The organism is Methylocystis silviterrae (genome assembly GCF_013350005.1).
GTDB lineage: Bacteria > Pseudomonadota > Alphaproteobacteria > Rhizobiales > Beijerinckiaceae > Methylocystis > Methylocystis silviterrae.
Genome location: NZ_JABVWW010000004.1, coordinates 125,729 through 146,455 on the forward strand (window position 1 = coordinate 125,729; position 20,727 = coordinate 146,455).

Annotated in this window: 20 protein-coding genes; 9 read left to right on the top strand and 11 right to left on the bottom strand. The window is 63.5% G+C overall.

Annotated features, from left to right (window positions below; translation table 11 throughout):
- Positions 1-2 precede the first annotated feature (2 nt).
- Positions 3-1,334, bottom strand: coding sequence for a L,D-transpeptidase family protein (locus HUN39_RS05925; RefSeq protein ID WP_232365940.1), 1,332 nt, complete (start codon positions 1,332-1,334; stop codon positions 3-5).
- A 172-nt stretch (positions 1,335-1,506) separates the two neighbouring features.
- On the opposite strand from HUN39_RS05925, the gene HUN39_RS05930 reads away from it, so the two are divergent.
- On the top strand, positions 1,507-3,285 hold the full coding sequence (locus tag HUN39_RS05930) for a di-heme-cytochrome C peroxidase (RefSeq protein ID WP_175093551.1): 1,779 nt from the start codon (positions 1,507-1,509) through the stop codon (positions 3,283-3,285).
- Between the two features lie 122 nt (positions 3,286-3,407).
- On the top strand, positions 3,408-4,505 hold the full coding sequence (gene ychF, locus HUN39_RS05935) for a redox-regulated ATPase YchF (RefSeq protein ID WP_175093552.1): 1,098 nt from the start codon (positions 3,408-3,410) through the stop codon (positions 4,503-4,505).
- A gap of 170 nt (positions 4,506-4,675) precedes the next feature.
- Here the strand turns inward: ychF and phaR are convergent, their stop codons facing one another.
- Positions 4,676-5,305 (bottom strand): polyhydroxyalkanoate synthesis repressor PhaR, encoded by a 630-nt coding sequence (gene phaR / locus HUN39_RS05940; RefSeq protein ID WP_175093553.1) that lies wholly within the window; start codon positions 5,303-5,305, stop codon positions 4,676-4,678.
- Positions 5,306-5,549: 244 nt separating this feature from the next.
- Between phaR and HUN39_RS05945 the strand changes: the two genes are divergently transcribed.
- The 4 genes from HUN39_RS05945 (at position 5,550) to HUN39_RS05960 (ending at position 9,418) form a co-directional block, all read left to right on the top strand.
- Positions 5,550-6,722 (top strand): acetyl-CoA C-acetyltransferase, encoded by a 1,173-nt coding sequence (locus HUN39_RS05945; RefSeq protein WP_175093554.1) that lies wholly within the window; start codon positions 5,550-5,552, stop codon positions 6,720-6,722.
- 116 nt (positions 6,723-6,838) lie between these two features.
- Entirely contained in the window at positions 6,839-7,564 is a 726-nt protein-coding gene (gene phbB / locus HUN39_RS05950; protein ID WP_175093555.1) for an acetoacetyl-CoA reductase, read from the top strand.
- Positions 7,565-7,653: 89 nt separating this feature from the next.
- Entirely contained in the window at positions 7,654-8,799 is a 1,146-nt protein-coding gene (locus HUN39_RS05955) for a lysylphosphatidylglycerol synthase transmembrane domain-containing protein (protein WP_232365941.1), read from the top strand.
- A gap of 13 nt (positions 8,800-8,812) precedes the next feature.
- The gene (locus HUN39_RS05960) at positions 8,813-9,418 is read left to right on the top strand and encodes a L,D-transpeptidase (RefSeq protein ID WP_175093557.1); all 606 of its coding nucleotides are present in this window, start codon (positions 8,813-8,815) and stop codon (positions 9,416-9,418) included.
- A 36-nt stretch (positions 9,419-9,454) separates the two neighbouring features.
- On the opposite strand, the gene HUN39_RS05965 is transcribed toward HUN39_RS05960, so the two are convergent.
- Together HUN39_RS05965 and HUN39_RS05970 are read right to left on the bottom strand one after the other, a co-directional pair.
- Entirely contained in the window at positions 9,455-10,354 is a 900-nt protein-coding gene (locus HUN39_RS05965) for a pirin family protein (protein ID WP_175093558.1), read from the bottom strand.
- A 74-nt stretch (positions 10,355-10,428) separates the two neighbouring features.
- Positions 10,429-10,638 (bottom strand): hypothetical protein, encoded by a 210-nt coding sequence (locus tag HUN39_RS05970; protein WP_232365942.1) that lies wholly within the window; start codon positions 10,636-10,638, stop codon positions 10,429-10,431.
- A gap of 136 nt (positions 10,639-10,774) precedes the next feature.
- Between HUN39_RS05970 and HUN39_RS05975 the strand changes: the two genes are divergently transcribed.
- Both HUN39_RS05975 and HUN39_RS05980 read left to right on the top strand, forming a co-directional pair.
- Complete coding sequence (locus HUN39_RS05975) at positions 10,775-11,227, top strand: MarR family winged helix-turn-helix transcriptional regulator (RefSeq protein ID WP_175093559.1); 453 nt, start codon at positions 10,775-10,777, stop codon at positions 11,225-11,227.
- Between the two features lie 47 nt (positions 11,228-11,274).
- Positions 11,275-12,579, top strand: a complete 1,305-nt coding sequence (locus HUN39_RS05980; protein WP_232365943.1) for an SCP2 sterol-binding domain-containing protein — start codon at positions 11,275-11,277, stop codon at positions 12,577-12,579.
- 4 nt (positions 12,580-12,583) lie between these two features.
- Here HUN39_RS05980 and HUN39_RS05985 read toward each other — a convergent pair whose 3' ends face one another.
- A complete protein-coding gene (locus HUN39_RS05985) occupies positions 12,584-14,683 on the bottom strand; it encodes an elongation factor G (protein WP_175093560.1) in 2,100 nt (699 codons plus the stop codon).
- Between the two features lie 158 nt (positions 14,684-14,841).
- Here HUN39_RS05985 and rph point away from each other — a divergent pair, with 158 nt between their 5' ends.
- Complete coding sequence (gene rph / locus HUN39_RS05990) at positions 14,842-15,555, top strand: ribonuclease PH (RefSeq protein WP_018407504.1); 714 nt, start codon at positions 14,842-14,844, stop codon at positions 15,553-15,555.
- A gap of 137 nt (positions 15,556-15,692) precedes the next feature.
- On the opposite strand, the gene HUN39_RS05995 is transcribed toward rph, so the two are convergent.
- The 6 genes from HUN39_RS05995 to HUN39_RS06020 form a co-directional block, all read right to left on the bottom strand.
- Positions 15,693-16,295, bottom strand: coding sequence for a GNAT family N-acetyltransferase (locus HUN39_RS05995; protein WP_175093561.1), 603 nt, complete (start codon positions 16,293-16,295; stop codon positions 15,693-15,695).
- Positions 16,296-16,316: 21 nt separating this feature from the next.
- Positions 16,317-17,723, bottom strand: a complete 1,407-nt coding sequence (thrC, locus tag HUN39_RS06000) for a threonine synthase (protein WP_175093737.1) — start codon at positions 17,721-17,723, stop codon at positions 16,317-16,319.
- Positions 17,724-17,979: 256 nt separating this feature from the next.
- Entirely contained in the window at positions 17,980-18,720 is a 741-nt protein-coding gene (locus tag HUN39_RS06005; RefSeq protein ID WP_175093562.1) for an SURF1 family protein, read from the bottom strand.
- On the bottom strand, positions 18,717-19,094 hold the full coding sequence (locus HUN39_RS06010) for a DUF983 domain-containing protein (protein ID WP_018407500.1): 378 nt from the start codon (positions 19,092-19,094) through the stop codon (positions 18,717-18,719). Before HUN39_RS06010 ends, HUN39_RS06005 begins: the two co-directional genes overlap by 4 nt.
- Positions 19,095-19,165: 71 nt before the next feature.
- On the bottom strand, positions 19,166-20,056 hold the full coding sequence (locus HUN39_RS06015; protein WP_175093563.1) for a cytochrome c oxidase subunit 3: 891 nt from the start codon (positions 20,054-20,056) through the stop codon (positions 19,166-19,168).
- A 76-nt stretch (positions 20,057-20,132) separates the two neighbouring features.
- Complete coding sequence (locus HUN39_RS06020) at positions 20,133-20,726, bottom strand: cytochrome c oxidase assembly protein (protein WP_175093564.1); 594 nt, start codon at positions 20,724-20,726, stop codon at positions 20,133-20,135.
- Position 20,727: the final 1 nt, after the last annotated feature.

Below are 20,727 nucleotides of genomic sequence, written 5' to 3' on the forward strand. Positions count from 1 at the left end.
GCTCACTGCTCGGCGACTCCGCTCACTTCGTCGAGATGGTAGACGTCGTCGCGAAAATGCACGAGGCCGTCCGCCGACGCCCAGCCGGTCATATACACCCACGCCACCGGCACATGCTGCGTCAGCCGCACCTCCTCGCGTTCGCCCGACGCGATTTTTGCGTTGATCTCATCCTTGCTCATCTGCGGGCCGGATTCGCCGTCAAGCAGCCAGGCCGCGAGATCGACGACGCCCTGCACGCGCACGCAGCCATGCGACAGGAAGCGATAGTCATTGGCGAAGAGATTCCGCGACGGCGTGTCATGCATGTAGACGGAATGGGAATTGGGCATCGAAATGCGGATCGAGCCCAGCGAATTGTCCGCGCCGGAATCCTGCCGCAGCGTGTATTGGGCGGCGCGCTCGCTCGCCCAGTTGATCGAGCGCGGATCCACCTCCTCGCCATGGCCGTTCAGCACGCGAATGTGCGAGCGCTGCAGGTAGGTCGGATCCTTCAGCATCTTCGGCGCGATCTCGTTCTTGATGATCGAGACCGGAACCGTCCATGTCGGATTGATGTTGACCGCGACGACCTTTGCATGCAGCTCCGGGGAATGGTGCTCGGGATCGCCGACGATCGCGGCGTAGCGGCGCACGACGCGATCATCTTCCACCGCATCGACCGCCGTCGACGGAATATTGACGACGATGTAGCGCGGGCCAAAGGCGAAATCGAACGCGGTGAGCCGCTGTGCGGTGGACTCGAGCTGATGGAAGCGGGTCTCCGCCGGCACGTCGAGTTCGCGTAATGTCGCGCCGGCGACGACGCCCGTCTGTTTCAGCCCCAGGCGATATTGAAAGCGCTTCACCGCCGCCGTGAGATCGGCGTCCCACTTCTCTTTCGCCGTGTCGACGATGCTGTCGTCTTCGGCCGCGAGGCGCCGGCGCAGCGCCGAGACCGCAGATCCCTTCGCGCCAGGCCGAAGCGAGACGCCCACTCTCGGCCATCCGCCGAGATCGACGATCTGCCGATAGCGATCCGCCGCCTTCGAGGTGGTGAAAAATGTCTGGGGCTGCAATGCGGGCGTCGGATCGTCGGAAAGCGCCGCCTCGCGCGGCGGCGCAGGTTTTGGTTTTGGTTTTGGCTTTTTCACGGCGGTCTGAGCGGGCGCTGGATTTGTCGCTTGCGGCGCGGCGGGCGCGGCGCTGACAGGCGGCGCAGATATCACAGGCGCGGGTTCGGACGGCGCCGCGGGCGGCGGCGGCGCTATGGGCGTCGGCGCCGTCTGCGCGGGCGCAGGCGCCAATTCGGGCGTCGCGGTCTGAGCGCGCACCGGCGCGTCTGTCGCGAGCATCGCCAACAGCGCCCCAATTAGGAGGCGAAGGCTCGAAGCGGAAGGAGTTCTCTTCATTTTCATGCCGTGTCGGCGTGCGCGTCGCGCACAGCGGCGGCGCGCCGCCGCCCGTTGTGAATCACGCGCGCCTATGCTCTAATTTCATCGCATATTCTATTGTTTTGGGGGAGCCATGATTGCAAACAAAACACTGCGCCCGCTATTGCGGGCGCATATCGCCGCCGCGCTGCTCGCACTCGCCGCGGCAAATCCTTCGTCAGCCGCCGAACCGAACTACGCGAATCAGGGAGTTCATTGGACGCCCGCCGAGCGCAAGGAATTCTACAGTCTCGATCAGGGCTCGCGAATCATGCCGCTCGACTGGTTCAAGGCGCTGAAGCGTCCCGACGGCTCACATTTTCTCGACGACGGAATGACGCGCTACGGCTATCTGCGCAATCCGGACAGCGCCGCCGGCCTCCCTGTTGGATTTCTTGTCGCGCCTGAGAGCAAGACGCTCAGCATGACATGCGCCGCGTGCCATACGCGCCAGATCGACGTCGGCGGAGTGTCGTGGCGAATCGACGGAGGTCCGGCGATCGTCGACATTCAGCACTTCTTCGCGGACATCGACACGTCCGTCGATAAGGTTGTCAACGACACGCCGACATTCGCCGAATTCGCCAAACAAGTGCTGGGCCAGCATGCGACGGAGCTGGAACGCAAACTGCTCCACAAGCAGGTGGAGGACTGGTTCAAGCCCTACCATGTGCTGATGAAAGAATCCCTGCCGCCCCAAGGATGGGGCGTCGGGCGTCTCGATGCCGTGTCGATGATCTTCAACCGCGTCTCGGGATTGGACATCGGGACTTCACCCGATCACATCATCAAGGAGAATATAAAGAGGGCCAACGCGCCCGTGCGCTATCCCTTCCTTTGGAACGCGCCGGTCCAGGATATGACCCAGTGGCCGGGGTTTGCCGAAAACGGGAACAACATTCTCGGGCTCGCGCGCAACGTCGGCGAGGTTTATGGCGTCTTCGGCGTCTTTCATCCCCGTAAGGATTTTTTGTATCCGGACGGGGTCGAATATCTGAATGGCTCTTCACTCAATATGCCGGGCCTCATGCGTCTCGAAACGCTCATAAGGCAAATTGAGCCGCCAAAGTGGCAGTGGGCCGTCGACAAGAGACTCGCCGACGCCGGAAAGAAAATTTACGACCGCGAATGCGGAGCGAATTGCCACGAGATCAACACCAAAGACGCCGCCAAGCGTTTGTGCGCGAAATTTACCTGGAGAACGCCGATACAGGACGTCGGAACAGACGTCGCGGAATATGGGGTTCTCGAGCGTGTCGGCAAAACCGGCGTGCTCGAAGGCCAGTTGCTCCCAAAACCTCCCTTTAATCAGAGATTAAAGCGCGAGGGTGAAAGCCAAATCAACATTTTAACCGTGGCTGTCGTCCAATCGATCCTTCGCGCGCCCATACATTTCAGAGACATCGCACTGTATGAGCCCCTGCTGCGGGAGTGCCTAAATAATGAGTCCGATAGGGCGGATGTGACGGCGCAGGCATTGAGGGAGAACTTTCTCGGCGTCATCGGGAAAAGCCTCGCCACTCTCTATCAAAAGCCGGAGGAAAAGACGCCGCCTGCATATGAGGCTCGGGTCATGCAAGGCATCTGGGCGGCGGCGCCTTATCTGCACAATGGCTCTGTGCCGACGCTCGCCGATCTCCTGAAAAAGCCTGCCGACCGTCCGGCGTCTTTCAAGGTCGGCCCCGCCTATGACATCGAAAACGTCGGCCTCGCCAAGGAACAGACGAAGTTCGACGACACCTACACCACCACCGCCAGTTGCGATCCGAAAAACCGCGACGCTTCCGGCAACAGCCGCTGCGGCCATGACTTCGGGACTTCGCTTTCGGATCCCGACAAGAAGGCGCTTCTTGAATATTTGAAGAGCCTGTAGCGCGAAGGCCGCGCGCGCGACGATCGCAGCATGAAGACGAGGGGGACGCGCGTCCCCCTTGCCTTTTCTCGCGCCGCCCCGCATACCGCGCCGCAACGCGCAATCCAAAAACCGGGACGGATATGGGGTTCAAATGTGGCATCGTCGGCCTGCCCAACGTCGGCAAGTCGACACTTTTCAACGCCCTCACGCAGACCGCCGCGGCGCAGGCCGCGAACTATCCCTTCTGCACGATCGAGCCCAATGTCGGCGAAGTCGCCGTTCCGGACCCGAGGCTTGAGGAACTGGCCAGGATCGCCGGCTCCAAAGAGATCATTCCAACGCGCCTGACCTTCGTCGACATCGCCGGCCTCGTGCGCGGCGCCTCCAAGGGCGAAGGGCTCGGCAACCAGTTTCTCGCCAATATCCGCGAATGCGACGCCATCGCTCATGTCGTGCGTTGTTTTGAGGACGGCGACGTGACCCATGTCGAAGGCGGCGTCGATCCGATCCGCGACGTCGAGACGATCGAGACGGAGCTAATGCTCGCCGATCTCGACAGCCTCGAAAAGCGCGTCGTCGCCATGGAGAAGAAAGCCAAGGGCGGCGACAAGGAGGCGAAGGAACTCGCCGATTTAATGAACCGCTGCCTTGTCCTGCTGCGCGAGGGCAAGCCCGCGCGTCTCGCCAAGGTCAGCGCGGAGGAGCGCGTCGCCTTCGCGGGTCTCGGGCTCCTCTCGTCGAAGCCCGTGCTTTATGTCTGCAATGTCGAAGAAGCGTCGGCGTCCGAAGGCAACGCCCAATCGGCGAAAGTCGCGGCGCGCGCCGCCGAGGAAGGCGCGATTGCGGTCGTCGTCTCGGCGAAGATCGAAAGCGAGATCGCCGTGCTGCCGGCCGCCGAGCAGAAGGATTATCTGGAGGCGGTCGGCCTCACCGAGCCCGGGCTCAATCGCGTCATCCGCGCCGGCTATGACCTCCTGCATCTCATCACTTATTTCACCGTCGGCCCCAAGGAGGCGCGCGCCTGGACCATCGAGAAAGGCGTGCGCGCGCCGGCTGCGGCGGGCGTGATTCACACGGACTTCGAGAAGGGTTTCATTCGCGCCGAAACGATCGCCTATGGCGATTACATTTCAAACAAGGGCGAGGCGGGGGCGCGCGACGCCGGGCGCTTAAGGCTGGAAGGCAAGGAATATGTCGTCGCCGACGGCGACGTGATGCATTTCAGGTTTAATACGTAAATCCGCGGCGACTCCCCTCTCCCGCATGCGGGAGAGGATGGCCCGGCGAAGCCGGGTCGGGTGAGGGCGTCGCAATTTCCTGAACGCCGTTGCCCTCATCCGTCGCGCCTTCGCGCGACACCTTCTCCCGCTTGCGGGAGAAGGAGAAACTCAGCATTACGCTGACCGCCTCACCCCTTCGACAAATTATCGATCCGCTTGTTGAGTTCGTCGAGCTGGCGCTTCAGGTCGGCGACGTCGCCGCCGCCTTCCTTGCGGGCGCCGCCATTCTCCTGCTCGTCGAGCGTCGGCGCCGTGGTCATCATGCCTTCCGTCGGCACGCCGAAGGGATTGAACATGGTCAGCGCCTGACGGAACACGGCCATGTTCTTGCGCGCCTGCTCTTCGAGCGACTGGAACGCCGCCCGTGTCGGCTCTGCGAACGGAGCGCCCCCGACGCCGAGCGCCGAGGTGAACTGATCCCGGAATCTTTGCTGTTCCTTCGTCAGCTTGTCGATCGAGAATTCGAGATAGCTCGGCACCAGCATCTGCATCGAGTCGCCGTAAAAGCGGATGAGCTGGCGCAGGAAGGCGATCGGCAGCAGGCTTTGGCCTTCTTTGCCCTCCTGCTCGAAGATGATTTGGGCCAGCACCGGACGGGTGATGTCATCGCCGGTTTTTGCATCGCACACGACGAAATCCTCGCCGCGCTTCACCATCCCGGCAAGGTCCTCCAGCGTCACATAGGTGCTCGTTCCCGTGTCGTAGAGCCGACGATTGGCGTATTTCTTGATCGTTGTGGGTTTTTTCTCAGTCGCCATACGCCTGACACGCTCCCCTCGCCGCACGACCGCCCCCGCCTAAAAACAGTCGTCTAGCGTTGGACGATACGCGCAAATTGGCGCCTGCGGCAATATTTTCATGCCGAAAGCCTTTCGCTACCGCTCGATTCCGTGCAAAACGGGCCGCGGCTTGCCCACCGCAAGCGCGAAAGGACCAACACTTCGCCCCCTGACCGGCCAAGGCGGTCGGGCGGTTGGACTATTTTTTTAAGGAGATCGACAGATGACCGATATCGTGATCGTTTCCGCGGCGCGCACCGCCGTCGGATCGTTCAACGGAGCCTTTGGAGCGGTTCCGGCCCACGAGCTCGGCGCCGTCGCCATCAAGGCCGCTCTCGAGCGCGCCAAAGTCCAGCCAAGCGAGGTCAACGAGGTCATTCTCGGGCAGGTGCTCGACTCCGCGCAGGGCCAGAATCCGGCGCGTCAGGCGGCGATCAAGGCCGGCGTTCCGGACAGCGCCACGGCCTTCGGAATCAATCAGGTCTGCGGCTCCGGCCTGCGCGCCGTGGCGCTCGCGGCCCAGCAGATCCAGGCGGGCGACGCCAGCATCATCGTCGCCGGCGGTCAGGAGTCGATGTCGCTCGCGCCGCACGCGTCGCAGCTGCGCACGGGCACGAAAATGGGCGACGTCAAATTCGTCGACACCATGATCATTGACGGGCTCACCGACGCCTTCAACAATTATCACATGGGCGTCACCGCCGAGAACGTCGCCCGGCAGTGGCAGATCACCCGCGAGCAGCAGGACGAATTCGCGGTCAAGTCGCAGAACAAGGCCGAGGCCGCGCAGAAGGCCGGCAAGTTCAAGGACGAAATCGTCCCCTATACGATCTCGACCAAGAAAGGCGACGTCGTTATCGACGCCGACGAATACATCAAGCATGGCGTGACCATGGAGGGCGTCGGCAAGCTGCGCCCGGCCTTCGCCAAGGACGGCACAGTGACGGCGGCGAACGCTTCCGGCCTCAACGACGGCGCCGCGGCGCTCATCGTGATGAGCGCCGAAGAGGCCAAGAAGCGCGGCCTGACGCCGCTGGCGCGCATCGCCTCCTGGGCGACCGCCGGCGTCGATCCGTCGTTGATGGGCTCCGGGCCGATCCCCGCATCGCGCAAAGCGCTGGAGAAGGCCGGCTGGAAGGTCGCCGACCTCGATCTCATCGAGGCGAACGAAGCCTTCGCGGCGCAGGCGCTCGCGGTCAACAAGGACATGGGCTGGGATCCCGCCATCGTGAACGTCAATGGCGGCGCGATCGCCATCGGCCATCCGATCGGCGCCTCCGGCGCGCGCGTGCTCACGACGCTCCTGCACGAGATGGCGCGTCGCGGCTCCAAGAAGGGCCTCGCGACGCTCTGCATCGGCGGCGGCATGGGCATCGCGCTGACGGTGGAACGGTAATCATCGGCAATAGTCGGTAAGCAGTAGGCATTCGGATTGCGATATTCTCCGACTGCCTACTCACGACCGCCGACTGCCGTTTCAAACGATTAACAATTCTGGAGGAGACTCTTTAAATGGCAAGAACTGCAGTTGTGACAGGCGGCACGCGCGGCATCGGCGAAGCGATTTCCAAGGCGCTGAAGGCGGCGGGCTATACTGTCGCGGCGACCTACGCCGGCAATGACGAAGCCGCCAATAAGTTCAAGGCCGAGACGGGCATTCCGGTCTTTAAGTTCGACGTTTCCGATTACGACGCCTGCGCCGCCGGAATCGCGCAGATCGAGAAAGAGGTCGGCCCGGTCGATATTCTGGTCAACAATGCCGGCATCACCAAGGACCGCCTGTTCCACAAGATGGAGCTTGCCCAGTGGCAGGCGGTGATCAACACCAATCTCAATTCGCTGTTCAATGTCACGCGCCCGGTCATCAACGGCATGCGCGATCGCGGCTTTGGCCGCATCATCGTCATCTCGTCGATCAATGGCCAGAAGGGCCAGGCCGGCCAGACCAACTATTCCGCCTCCAAGGCCGGCGACATCGGCTTCGTGAAGGCGCTCGCGCAGGAGAGCGCGTCTAAGGGCATCACCGTCAACGCCATCGCGCCGGGCTATATCGCCACCGAAATGGTGAAGGCCGTTCCGCAGGACGTGCTCGACAAGCACATCATTCCCTATATCGCCGTCGGCCGCCTCGGCGAGCCGGAAGAAATCGCGCGCGCCGTCGTATTCCTCGCCGCCGATGACGCCGGCTTCATCACCGGCTCGACGCTGACGATCAACGGCGGCCAGTATCTGCACTAAGCGGATGGCCAGAGAACTGGCCGGTCTTCGCGCCGGCCGTTTTTCTGATCTATGAGGCGAAGCGCTATTCCGCGCATAGCGAGATGGCCATGAGCGTAGAGGACGATCGACTTCGACCGACGCGTCTCGCGCCCGAGCTGCGATTGAGCGAGATTGTCTCGCCGGTCGGCGGCCTTCCGCCTTTGCCCCTGAGCGCCGGTGCGCAGCAGGCGACCGGCTCAATAAAATACATCTCTCAGCGTAGCGGATATGTCGCGCTGATTTTGAACGCCGCTTTTTTTGCCTACATATCCTACTGGCTCTATCAGAACATCGAATTCGTCGATCTGTCGCAGGAGCTCAAGCAGCTCCCCTTAAGCGCGATTCTGATCGCAATGACGATGAATGTGTTCGTCTTGCTGTTCTACGGGTCGCGCCTCTCGACGCTGCTTGAGGGCGGACTCTTGTCCGGCTTTCTGATCGCCACGATGGGTTTTACCTTCAACAGTTTAGTTCCATTCAGAGCTGGCGAAGGCGTAAAAATCTATTTTGGACATTCATATTTCAGTTATGCGATCGGCGGCATCAGCGCCGCAGTCCTGCTGGAGAAACTCTACGACGTTACAGCGATCGTCATTTTGTCGTTGCTTATCCTTGCGAGCTCAGATTCGCGCATTGTCGATCCGCGCTTGTTGATCGCCGCCGCCGTGTTCATTTCGATTGTTTTTTGCGGCATGTTCGTCTTCCGGCGGAAAGCCGTCGTCTGGCGCCTTCCGGATTGGCGCATCGTGGACGCCTTGCGACTGGACGCATTTTTCAAACAGGCCGGAGGTTTGGTCGCCCATCATCGCGCGGCGAGAACGGCGTTCTTCACGGCCTCGATATGGACGACAAATGTCTGCCTGGTCTATGTCGCCTTCAGAACGCTGCTGCCTGAAATCGACTTCACCCTTATCCACGCGATGACATTATTGATGATCGGCGCGCTCGCGGTCGCCGTTCCCGCAAGCCCCGCCGGCTTGGGACTGTTTGAGGCCGGCATCGTCGCCTATCTCGTCAACGGCTATGGCGTTCAGAAGGAACGCGCCATTTCCGCGGCCTTGGCGTATCATTTCTCAATCACCGCGCCCCACACGCTGATCATCGTCGGCTTTCTGGGCGTGGCGCTCTTCCGGTTTTTGAGAGAGCGCTCGACGCCCGAGGGCGCTGCGCCGAGTCGCGCGCAGCCGCAAGACTCCGCTTCGACGCTCACCTGACGGAATTTCCCGCGTGCGCCGCCGCACGGATTGCGGGCCGCGCCTCTTCTACAACGCGCTCATCGAGACATCGAACATCGAGCGCAAGACAATGAACCGCCGCACTTCCAGGATCGCCCAATTCGCTTTCGCCGCCGCCCTCATCGGCGCCGCCTCGGCGCCCCAGGCCGCCGCCGCCCGCGAATTCGTTCATTATCACTCCGAGCTCGATCCCGGCTCCATCGTCGTCAGCGAGCACGAGCGCAAGCTCTATCTCATCGTCGATCAGGACGACGCCATCGCCTACAAGGTGGCGGTTCCGAAGGCGGGCAAGGAATGGAGCGGCGTCGTGCAGATCAACGCCAAATTCGTCGAGCCCGACTGGACGCCGCCGGAAGATGTGAAGCACGATCATCCTGAGCTTCCCGAGGTGATCCCGGGCGGCGCGCCGAACAATCCGATGGGCGCCCGCGCCATGACGCTCAGCGAGGGTCAGGTCGCGATCCACGGCACGACGCAGAAGATGCGCAAGTCGATCGGCTCGGCCGCTTCCTATGGCTGCATCCGCATGCTGAACGAGGACGTCGTCGACCTCTATGACCGCGTCGCCGTGGGCGCGACCGTGGTGGTGACTCCGTAAGCCGCCTCACGCCGAACGGTCGGCGGCTGATCGCCGCTACTCTTCCGGCAGCGGAATGAACTCCGCGTCGCCCGGCACTGAAGGGAATTTCCCTTCCCGCCAGTCGCGCTTGGCCTGCTCAATCCGCTCCTTGCTGGAAGAGACGAGGTTCCACCAGACGAAGCGGCGTCCGTCGACCGGCGCGCCGCCGAGCAGCATCATCCGCGCATCGACAAGCGCGCGGATCGTGATCGCGGCGCCGGGGCTGAAGATCAGCAGTTGCGGCTCGTCGAAACGCTCGCCGGCGATCTCTACGGCGCCCTCGACGAGATAGAGCGCGCGCTGCTCATAGTCGGCGTCGAGCGGCGCCGAAGCGCCGGCGGCGAGACGCAGCTCGACATAGAACCAATCCGACAGGGTCTCCACGGGCGACGTTGCCCCGAACGCCGCGCCGGCGATGACGCGCGCGAACACGCCTTGATCCTCAACGACGGGAAGAACGTTCGCGCTAAAATGCTGGAAGCTCGGCTCGGTTTCTTCATGCGCCAGCGGCAAGGCCAGCCAGCTTTGCACGCCGAGCATCTGTTGCCCCGCCGCGCGCGGCCCCGGCGGCGTGCGCTCGGAATGAACGATGCCGCGCCCGGCGGTCATCAAATTCATGGCGCCTGGCGCGATCTCCTGCACATTGGCCAAACTATCGCGATGCAGAATGCGCCCGTCGAAAAGATAGGTGACGGTCGCAAGACCGATATGGGGATGCGGACGCACGTCTATCCCCTGTCCCGGCGCGAATTGAACCGGGCCGAAATGATCATAGAAGACGAACGGCCCGACCATCTGGCGCCTGTCGTCGGGCAAGGCCCGCCTGACGCTGAAGCCGCCGAGATCGCGCGCGCGCGGCGCAATCTGCAATTCGATCGTCTTCGCCGCCGTCTCGGCGCCGCCGGGGATGGACATGCTGAACCTCTTCTCGCGCGTGAAGGTTGCGCGAGTAGCTAACGCCGCCCGTTGACGGATCAAGCGCCGCGCAATTAGGCGCTGCGGCGCTTGCCCTTCATGACGCATCCGACATTCGCCACCTGTCGCACCCTCTTGCTATTGGCGCAACGCGGCGGCGGATTGGCGTCGAGACCCGTCGCCTGCGGCGCAGAGATCGACGCGCGCTTCAAGCCGCCAGCGCTCGAATAGAGACTGAACGACATGGCCAGAGCGGCGACCACCAGGAATATGAACATTCGCATCTCATCACTCCCCTTTTGATAATGAGAAAAGCAGTTCACGACCCTCATCCGAAGCGCGTTGGTTTACTGTGCTCTCGCGCACAAGCGAGCGCCGGCCGCACTTGACGGCGCGAATAAACGGGCATATACATATATCATGACTTCGTTAGACCAAGCCGACGTCAAGCTGTGCGCGCAAAGCTGCGCGGCCGCGAATATCCGCCGCGCCAGCCGCGCCATCACGCGGCTCTACGGGCAGTTCATGGCGGCGACCGGTCTGGAGCCGACGCAATATTCGCTGCTCGTCGCCTGCTCTCTCACCGGAGGCGCGACGGTCAGCAAACTGGCCGAATATTTCGCGCTTGATCGTAGCGCGCTTGCGCGAAACCTCGCGGTTTTGGAGAAGCGCGGGCTTGTGAAGGTGAAGCGCGGCGACGATCGCCGCACGCGCAAGATTGCGCTGACGCCGTTCGGCGAGGCGACGCTCGCCAACGCGCTGCCGCACTGGCGGGAGGCGCAGAATGCAGTGGAGTCGAAATTCGGCGCCGAACGCCTGCAAAAGCTTCTCTCCGAACTGCGCGTCCTGACGGAAGCGACCTCGCCAATCTAAGCTGAACGGCGCCGAGACTGTCGCCGCGCTGAAAAGGGGTATATGCAATGATGGTAGATCGCAGCCTCTCCTTCGCACGTGACGCCGCAGATCTCGATGCGAACGCCCTCCGCGACATTGCTCTTGAGGCTGGCGCCGACGACGTCGGCCTTGTCTCACTCGACGATCCGGCGCTTGACGATCAGCGGGGCGACATCCTCGCGGCCTTTCCCTTCGCGCGCACGCTCATCTCCTTCGTCCTCCACATGAACCGCGAGAACATCCGCAGTCCCGCGCGATCCGTCGCCAATCTCGAATTCCACCATGCAGCCGATGATTGCGACGAAGTCGCGCGCGCGATTGCCCACTCCCTCGAAGCGTGCGGCGTGCGCGCCGCCTATCCGTCAATGGGATTCCCAATGGAGGCGTCACGGTGGCCGCGCAAGATGTGGATCATCGCGCACAAACCCGTCGCCGTCGCCGCAGGTCTCGGGCGCATGGGACTCCATCGCAATGTCATCCATCCGAAGTTCGGCAATTTCATTCTGCTCGGCACGGTCGCCGTCGACATCGACCTTGAGGCGCACGCCAGACCAATCGACTTCAATCCATGCTTCGAATGCAAGCTCTGCGTCGCCGCCTGTCCGACGGGCGCGATCGCGCCGGACGGACATTTCGATTTCGGCGCCTGCTACGCGCATAATTATCGCGAGTTCATGGGCGGTTTCGGCGAGTGGGTAGAGACGATCGCGGATTCAAAAAGCGCGCGCGCCTATCGCGCAAAGGTCAGCGACGCCGAGACCGTCTCGATGTGGCAGAGCTTGGCCTTCGGTCCGAACTACAAGGCGGCCTATTGCATGGCCGTCTGCCCGGCGGGCGCCGATGTCATCGGCGCCTATCAGGCCGACAAGAAGCGCTATCTTCAGGAGATCGTCGATCCGCTGCAGAAGAAAGCCGAGACGGTCTACGTCGTCGCTGACTCCGACGCCGAAGCCTATGTGTCGCGCCGGTTTCCGGGCAAGACGCCGAAACGCGTGGGCTCGACGCCACGTCCCGTGACGATCGAGGGCTTCCTCTCCGGCTTGCGGCTATTCTTCCAGCGCGGCAAGTCGACCGGTCTCGACGCGGTCTACCACTTCGTCTTTACCGGCGCGGACCGTCGCAGCGCCACCGTCGTCATCGCCAACAAAACGCTCAGCGTCCACGACGGGCTTGTCGGCGACAAGCGACTGACCGTGACCGCCGACTCCGAAACCTGGCTGCGCTTCGTGCGCAAGGAGACGAGCCTCGTCTGGGCGCTGCTGCGCGGCAAGATCCGGCTGCGCGGCGATCCGCGCCTGCTGCTGGCCTTCGGGCGCTGCTTTCCAGGCTGAACCGCTATCCCGCGTTCGCCTTCGCCGTATGCGCGGCGACGATGTCGCGCGCCTGCTTGCCGACGACTTCCGCGAGGTGGTCGAAGCGCGCTTGGTAAAAGCCCGCGCCGGCGGTCGCCGAGCGCAGTTCGACGATGAGATTGTCCATCTCCGCCTCGGGAATCAAAGTTTCGAGCTTGTCCCAGCCTTCCCACCCCTCACGGGGGCCGAAGCCCATGATCTGGCCGCGCCGCGCCGAGACGATGCCGGTTGCGCGCGACATGGCGTCGCTCGGCACGAAAATATCGACCGCGAGCACCGGCTCCAGCAGGATCGGCTCGGCCTTTTCCAAGGCTTCGCTCATGCCGATGCGCGCCGCGGTGCGGAACGCCATGTCGGAAGAATCGACGGAATGGTACGAGCCGTCGGTCAGCACCGCCTCGACGTCGACCACCGGAAAGCCTAACGGGCCGTGCAGCAAGGCGTCCTGACAGCCGGCCTCGACGGACGAGAAATATTGCCTGGGCACGGAGCCGCCGTGCACGCGCTCGCTGAAGGCGAATCCTTCGCCGCGGCCGCGTGGCGCGATCTCCATCACCACGTCGCCGAACTGGCCATGTCCGCCCGACTGCTTCTTGTGACGGCCGCGGACGGTGACCTTATGGCGGATCGTTTCGCGATAGGCGACTGTCGGCTTTGAGCAGTCGACCGCGACGTTGAAGCGCGAGGCGAGGCGTTCGAGCGCGACGCGCAAATGCATCTCTCCCTGGCCGAAGAGCTTGATCTGCGACAGCTCCTGGTCATGGACAAAAACGAGCGAAGGATCCTCTTCGATGAGCTTCGTCATCGCCGCGGCGAGGCGCATCTCGTCTTTGCGGTCCTTCACATTGAGCGCGAGGGCGTGCACCGGATCGGGAGCGTCCGCGCGCGTCTTCTGCAAATCCGCCGCGCCGGAGCGGGCGTCGGCGACGATCGTGTCACCGGTCTGCGCATGATCGAGACGCCCGAGCGCGACGACGTCTCCGGTCTTCGCCTCCGTCGTCTTGCTCGTCGCCGCGCCCATCACATGCGACATGCCCGAAATGCGATCCTCTCCCTGCGGCGAAGCGACGGTCTGCCCGTCCGCAAGGGAGCCGCGCAGCACGCGCGCGACCGACATTTTTCCGCCGTGCGGCGTGTGGATCGTACGGATGATGCGCGCGAGCGCGGGGCCGCCCTCGCCGACGCCAAGCCGCACGCGGGTCGCTTCGACTCCCGGCGCCTCGTGGCGCATCGCTTTCAACAGCCGCGTCACCCCGGCGCCCCGTTCGGCCGAGCCGATGAACAAAGGCACGACCAGCCCGGCGCGCAATTCCTTGGTGAGGTCGTCGAACACCTGATCGCGCGGCGGCTCGATATCGGAAATCAGCTCCTCCATCAGCGCGTCGTCGTAATCGGCGAGCCGCTCCAGCATCGAGTAGCGGGCTTCCTTCTCGGTCGCGACGTCGCCCCCGGAAATGTCGACGACTTCCGACGGCGCATGTTCGCGATAGACATAGGCGCGCTCCAGCGCGAGATCGATGAAGCCGACCGCGACGCCATTGTTCCAGATCGGAACCTGGCGCAGCAACAGCGGCGTGCGCGAAGCCTGCTGCAGAATGGTGAGCGCCTCGCGCACATCGATGGTCGCGGCGTCGATCTTGTTCAGGAAAATGAAATGCGGCACGCCGAGCTCTTCGAGCTGGCGCAAAATGAGCTGCAACGCCGGTATCTTGCGGGGGTCGGCCTCGCAGACGACGACGGCGGCGTCGACCGTCGGCAGGATATTGCGCGAGTCATGGGCGAATTCGACGGAGCCTGGCAGATCGACGAATGTATAGCCGTCGCCCATATAATCGACCGTCGCGACATTGGAATCGACGCTCATCTGATGGGCGCGGGCTTCCGGACTGGAGTCGCCGACGCTGGCTCCTGCCGCGACGGGGCCCTGCCGCGGGATCGCCCCGGCGTGGGCCAGAATAGCCTCGAGAAGAGTGGTCTTGCCGCATTGGAAAGGGCCCGCCAGCGCAATCAGCCGGGGGCCCTGTGCTCTCGCCTCGTGAGAATGCGCTCCTTGGGACGACGCTGGGGACAATGTTTGACCCATCACTCCCTCCTTATCTGTCGCAGCCTGGTTTCGTCCGGCCCCGTTAGCTCATGGTTTCACCATGCGGCCGCCAGCGCAAGACGCCGTCCCTCGCCCGGCGCTTCCACGCTCGCGGAAAGCGCGATAGAAGGCGCAACCCATACGACAACGGAGCTAATATGCGCCCCAGTAAACGCGCGCCCGACGAGATGCGCCAGGTGAGTTTCGAGCGAGGCGTCGCCCGCTACGCCGAGGGCTCCTGCCTCGTAAAATTCGGCAATACGCAGGTGCTCTGCGCGGCGTCGCTCGAGGACAAGCCGCCGCCGTGGCTGCGCGGCCAGGGCCGAGGCTGGGTGACGGCGGAATATTCCATGCTGCCGCGCGCCACCCACACGCGCACGCGTCGCGAGGCCGCCGCCGGAAGGCTCTCGGGACGCACGCAGGAAATTCAGCGCCTCATCGGCCGCTCGCTGCGCGCCGTCACCAATCTGCCAGCGCTTGGCGAGCGGCAGATCGTCGTCGACTGCGACGTCATCCAGGCGGACGGCGGCACGCGCACGGCATCGATCACCGGCGCCTGGCTGGCGCTGCATGATTGCCTTGATTGGATGCGTTCGCGCTCCATCGTCAAGGAAAGCCCGCTGCGCGATCATGTCGCCGCCGTGTCCTGCGGCATCTTCAACGCAACGCCGGTGATCGACCTCGATTACGCCGAGGATTCAACCGCGGCGACCGACGCCAATTTCGTCCTCACCGGGTCGGGCGGCCTCGTTGAAATTCAGGCGACAGCCGAAGTCGCGGTTTTTTCCCAGGATGAGTTGTCGGCCATGCTGGCGCTCGCCCAGCAGGGAGTGGCGGACCTCGTCGCTCTGCAGAAAGCGGCGCTCGCGTAAGCGATCTCGTCCGCGTCAGAAGCACAAAGGCCGCAATTGGCTCTTCATCCATTAGCGCTTGAAGAGGCGGCGCAGCTCAAGCCGATTTGTTACGCGCCCTGCATCTATCGCCGGGCGCGTTTCATTCAGTGTTCCGCTTACGCTGGCGATGGCGGATTGATCGGCTGAGGATCAGTTTCCAACAGCGCATAAAGCAAATGGTCGCGCCACTGGCCGTTGATGTTGAGATAGGAGCGCGCATAGCCCTCCTGCTTGAAGCCGACGCGCTCCAGCAAGCGCTTCGAGGGCTCGTTCGTCGGCAGGCAAGCCGCCTCGATGCGATGGAAGCCGCGCTTCTCGAAAGCATAGGCGCAAGCGGCGCGAACGGCGCGGGTCATGTGGCCCTTGCCTGCATAGGGTTCGCCCATCCAGTAGCCGAGCGTCGCCGCCTGCGACACGCCCCGCCGGACATGGCCGAAGGAGAGGCCGCCCATCAGCGCGTCGTCCTCCTCACGGAAGACGAAGAAGGAATAGGCCTCGTCACGGGCCATTTCCTCGGCGTGGCGGCGCACGCGATAGCGAAAGCTCGCCCGCGTGAGATCGTCGATCGGCCAGAGCGGCTCCCAGGGCGTCAGGAAGGAGCGGCTTTTTTCGCGCAGCTCGGCCCATTCCATGTAGTCGCGCATTTCGGACGCGCGCAGATAAAGACCGTCGCCTCTAATCGGCAGGTCGCGCCGCCCGATTACGCTGAAGATCGCCATCCTGCTCCTTGCCAAACCTTGTCAGTTCTTCGCCGCCCGCGCGTGCGACGAGATGAATTCGGCGACTCGCGCGCCATCATTTTCAAGAATCGTGAATCGTTCCGGCGCGTCAAGTCGCGCCGCAATATTTTCAGGCGGCTGCGGACGCAGTCCGATGGCGCGCTCAATGGCGTCCGGAAACTTTGCCGGATGCGCCGTCGAAAGCGCGATGACGGGCGTCGCCGGATCTTTCGCAAGCCGCGCGCGCGCCGCGCTGACGCCGGTCGCGGTATGCGGATCGAGCACATAGCCGGTCTCACGCCAGGTGCGGCGAATCTCATCCGTCGTCTCGGTCTCGCCGACGGACTGCGCATCGAATTCGGCGCGAATGGCGGCGAGCGCCGCAGGCGGAATCTCGAAGGCGCCGGATTGATCGAGCGAAGCGAAAGCGGCGCGGACCACCGCCGGATCGCGCCCGCTCGCGTCGAATAACAAGCGCTCGAAATTGGATGAGACCTGAATGTCCATCGACGGCGACTGAGTCGGCGTGACGCCCCGCGGCTCGTATCGGCCGCTCGCAAGCGCGCGCGCAAGAATGTCGTTGGCGTTGGTCGCGACGACCAGTCTGTCGATCGGCAGACCCATCCGCTTGGCGACATAGCCGGCCAGCACGTCGCCAAAATTGCCTGTCGGCACGGCGAAGGAAATATGCCGATGCGGCGCGCCGAGGGCGACGGCGCTCGTGAAATAATAGACGGTCTGCGCGACGACGCGCGCCCAGTTGATCGAATTGACGCCGGCGAGTCCGACGCGCGTGCGAAAGTCGGCGGCGCGAAACAGCCGTTTTAATATCGCCTGCGCGTCGTCAAACGAGCCCTGCAGCGCGATCGTATGAACATTGTCGTCAGCGACCGTGGTCATTTGCTTGCGCTGCACGTCGGAGACCCGGCCATGCGGAAACAGAATGAAAACGTCGACGCGGTCCAGACCCTTGAACGCCTCGATCGCCGCGGCGCCGGTATCGCCGGACGTCGCGCCGACGATGGTGGCGCGCAGATTTCGCTCTTCGAGCACATGATTCATCATGCGCCCGAGGAGCTGCATCGCCAGATCCTTGAAGGCGAGCGTCGGACCGTGAAAAAGTTCGAGAACGAAGAGATTGTCGGCGATCTGCGTCAGCGGCGCGATCGCGCGGTGACGAAACCCGCTATAGGCGCTCTCGGTCTGCGCCCGCAAAATCTCACGCGAAAACGTCTCGCTGAGATAGGGCGCGATCACTTTCGCCGTCGCTTCGGCATAGGACCGGCCCGCGAGCGCGGCGATCTCGGAAGGCGCGAGACGCGGATAGGCGAGCGGCGTGTAGAGCCCGCCGTCAGTCGCAAGACCGGCGAGCAGAACGTCGTCGAAGCCGAGCTGCGCGGCCTCGCCGCGGGTTGAGAGATAGCGCAATCTTCGATCCATCGATGCGGCGGGCGCGCCGCTTGCGACGCGCATGTCATACGATTTCCTTCTGAGCCGTTCAGGGGTCATTCCCGACGCGCGGAGCGCGATCGGGAATCCAGAGCAAAACCAGCGCTCCTGGGTAGGCTCTGGATTCCCGATCAGGCCTCGGCCTGTCGGGAATGACAGATCAGCGAACGGATCAATCGGCGTTCAGTTCATTGCGCCTTTTCATAGCATATTCGCGATCGCCGCAAGGCCGAGGCTACGGCGCGTCCGCGCGCGCCAGGACGCCGCGGGCATAAAGCGCGAATATCACTAGAAGCGCGAAGGACAGGCTGAACCACGTCACGGCGTAGGAGAAGTGATTATTGACGATCGTTGGAACGCCCCCCACCGGGCGCGGCCAATCCGGCCCCGCTGCAGGAACCTCGTCGAGGACGAGCGCGAAAGGCGCGGCGTCGGCTAAGCCGAGAGCGCCGGCGATCGCCGTAGGATCGCGCGCATAGAAGACGCCCTTCTCGGGCTCGTCGGCGGGCGTAAAGGAGTTGCGGCGCTCCGGCGCACGCAGCAGTCCGACGAGCGTCACTTCGTCGGGAGCGGCGGCGCGTATCGCAGCGTCGCCGGCTTTTGACGCTGGAAGAAATCCGCGATCGACAAGCACAACGCCGCCGCCCGTCAGCGCGAAAGGCGTGAGCAGCCAATAGCCCGGCTCTCGGCTCGCGCCTTCCGGCGGCGCGGCGAAGACGAGCGCGTCGCGGCCGCCGATAAAACGACCCGCCGCGCGCACATGCATGAAGTCGTAATCTTCAGCGCGAAGGCTCGCCCATCGGTCAGCCGGCGGCAGCGGCTGCGGCGACTGTGTGGCGCGCTGTTCGACGCGCGCGATCAGCGCCTCTTTCTCGCCGAGCCGCCGCACCTGCCAAAATCCCAGACTGACCAGCAGCGCAAAGAGCAACGTCGTCGCAACCGCCGGCCCCAGAAGCGCGCGGACGGCGGAGCTCACGACTGATGGCGGCTTTCTTCAGCCTTGTTGAAATATTGCAGGGCGATCAGCAGGCCCTTCATCGGCCGCAGCAGCCCCACGCAGAGAATCGCCGACAGGGGCACAAGGATCGCGGCGTGCACCCAATAGGACGGCTGATATGTCACCTCGACATACCACAGCACCGCGATCGCGACGAAGCCGACGACGGTCATGACCATGATCGCCGGACCGTCGCCCGCGTCGGCAAAGGAGAAATCGAGCCCGCAAACCTCGCAGGTCGGCGCGACGGTCAGCAGGCCGCGGATCATGTGGCCCTTGCCGCAGCGCGGACATCTGCCGAGGATTCCGTCGACATAGAGCGAAACGGGCGGATAGACGTGCTCTTGTGACATGTTGGTCCTCCAACGAAAACGGTCACGGGCGCGCCCGTGACCGTCCAATGTTCTAACTGGCGTCGACGCGCCTATTCCATTGTCCCGCCCCAGTTCCCCCACACGTAAATGCAGGCGAACAGAAACAGCCAGACGACGTCGACGAAGTGCCAGTACCAGGCGGCGAATTCGAAGCCCAAATGCTGGTCCGGCGTGAAGGCGCCCCTGAAGACGCGCAGCAGGCACACGATGAGGAAGATCGTGCCGACGATCACGTGGAAGCCATGGAAACCGGTCGCCATGAAAAAGGTCGAGCCGTAATTCGTCGCCGCCGGCTTCGCCGGGTCGAAGGCGAAGGCGAAGGGCGCGTGGAGATATTCATAGGCCTGGATCGTCGTGAACAGCAGGCCAAGAGCGATCGTCGCGATCAAGCCCTTCTTCAACACGTCGCGCTTGTTTTCCAGAAGGCCGTGATGGGCCCAGGTCAGAGTCGCGCCGGAGCTGAGCAGAATGAGCGTATTGATGAGCGGCAGTTTCCAGGGGCTCAGCACTTCCATGCCCTTGGGCGGCCAGACGCCCTGGAACAATTCGGTGCGCAGGACCTGCGCCGCATCGGCGGGGAAGAGCGCCGAATTGAAGAACGCCCAGAACCAGGCGACGAAGAACATCACCTCCGAGAAGATGAACAGGATCATGCCGTAGCGATGATGCAACCGCACGACCGGCGAGTGGAATCCGCCGACGCTCGCTTCGCGGATGATGTCGCTCCACCACGCGTACATCACGAGCAGAATGCCGCCCATGCCGACGAAGAACATGGCGCCGCCGAAGGTCATGCCGCCGATCGGCGCGCCCTTGTGCTGCGCCATCCACATGACCGCGCCGATCGCAGTTATGAGCGCGGCGAGCGCGCCCACGATCGGCCACGGACTCGGATCGACCAGATGATAGTCGTGTTCGGGTTTCGCGTGTCCGTCCGCCATCTTGCTCTTCCTTGTCATCGGCCGGCGGTACCGGCCAGTCCCCTAGTTTGCCACGCGGTCAAGTCGCGCGGCGCAGTCAACCCTTCGGCTTTGCGGTCGCCGTCTCGCTCGTCTTCGCCGCAGTGGAATCCTTGATCGCGAAGAACGTGTAGGAAAGCGTGATCTCGCGAACGCCGCGCATGCCTTCTTCGCGCTCGAGAGCGGGATCGAGATAGAACACCACCGGCCATTCCTCGGCCTCGTGCGGTCCGAGCCGCTTCTCCTCGAAGCAGAAGCAGGCGACCTTGACGAAGAAGGCCCCGGCCTGGCCGGGCGTCACATTGTAGGCCGCCTGGCCGCTGGTCTCGCGATCAGAGAGATTGGCAACCTTGTAATAGACGGTTTTCGTCTCGCCGGTGCGCAAGGAGATCTTGGCGACCTCCGGCTCAAAGCGCCACGGCAGATCGCGGGCGACATTGGCGTCGAAGCGCACGGTGAGCACGCGCTCGCCGGGGGACGGCGCGCCGGCGACATCGGTCCTCGGCGTGCCGCCAAAGCCGGTCGCGGCGCAAAAGGCCCGGTAAAGCGGAACCGAAGCGAAAGACAGGCCGAGCATCGCCGCCGTGCCCACGACCAGCGCCGCCGCGATCATCCGCGGGCGTTTGCGTGAACGAGGCGCCGGCGCGTTCATG

Bases quoted from the DNA above. Each gene is read 5' to 3' on its own strand.
- HUN39_RS05970 (WP_232365942.1), bottom strand. From the start codon at position 10,638: ATGCGAATGTTCATATTCCTGGTGGTCGCCGCTCTGGCCATGTCGTTC.
- HUN39_RS05930 (WP_175093551.1), top strand. From the start codon at position 1,507: ATGATTGCAAACAAAACACTGCGCCCGCTATTGCGGGCGCATATCGCC.
- HUN39_RS05980 (WP_232365943.1), top strand. From the start codon at position 11,275: ATGATGGTAGATCGCAGCCTCTCCTTCGCACGTGACGCCGCAGATCTC.
- HUN39_RS06020 (WP_175093564.1), bottom strand. From the start codon at position 20,726: ATGAACGCGCCGGCGCCTCGTTCACGCAAACGCCCGCGGATGATCGCG.
- HUN39_RS05945 (WP_175093554.1), top strand. From the start codon at position 5,550: ATGACCGATATCGTGATCGTTTCCGCGGCGCGCACCGCCGTCGGATCG.
- HUN39_RS05955 (WP_232365941.1), top strand. From the start codon at position 7,654: ATGAGCGTAGAGGACGATCGACTTCGACCGACGCGTCTCGCGCCCGAG.
- HUN39_RS05965 (WP_175093558.1), bottom strand. From the start codon at position 10,354: ATGTCCATCCCCGGCGGCGCCGAGACGGCGGCGAAGACGATCGAATTG.
- HUN39_RS06010 (WP_018407500.1), bottom strand. From the start codon at position 19,094: ATGTCACAAGAGCACGTCTATCCGCCCGTTTCGCTCTATGTCGACGGA.
- phbB (WP_175093555.1), top strand. From the start codon at position 6,839: ATGGCAAGAACTGCAGTTGTGACAGGCGGCACGCGCGGCATCGGCGAA.
- HUN39_RS05925 (WP_232365940.1), bottom strand. From the start codon at position 1,334: ATGCTCGCGACAGACGCGCCGGTGCGCGCTCAGACCGCGACGCCCGAA.
- rph (WP_018407504.1), top strand. From the start codon at position 14,842: ATGCGCCCCAGTAAACGCGCGCCCGACGAGATGCGCCAGGTGAGTTTC.
- HUN39_RS05985 (WP_175093560.1), bottom strand. From the start codon at position 14,683: ATGGGTCAAACATTGTCCCCAGCGTCGTCCCAAGGAGCGCATTCTCAC.
- ychF (WP_175093552.1), top strand. From the start codon at position 3,408: ATGGGGTTCAAATGTGGCATCGTCGGCCTGCCCAACGTCGGCAAGTCG.
- phaR (WP_175093553.1), bottom strand. From the start codon at position 5,305: ATGGCGACTGAGAAAAAACCCACAACGATCAAGAAATACGCCAATCGT.
- HUN39_RS06015 (WP_175093563.1), bottom strand. From the start codon at position 20,056: ATGGCGGACGGACACGCGAAACCCGAACACGACTATCATCTGGTCGAT.
- HUN39_RS05995 (WP_175093561.1), bottom strand. From the start codon at position 16,295: ATGGCGATCTTCAGCGTAATCGGGCGGCGCGACCTGCCGATTAGAGGC.
- HUN39_RS05975 (WP_175093559.1), top strand. From the start codon at position 10,775: ATGACTTCGTTAGACCAAGCCGACGTCAAGCTGTGCGCGCAAAGCTGC.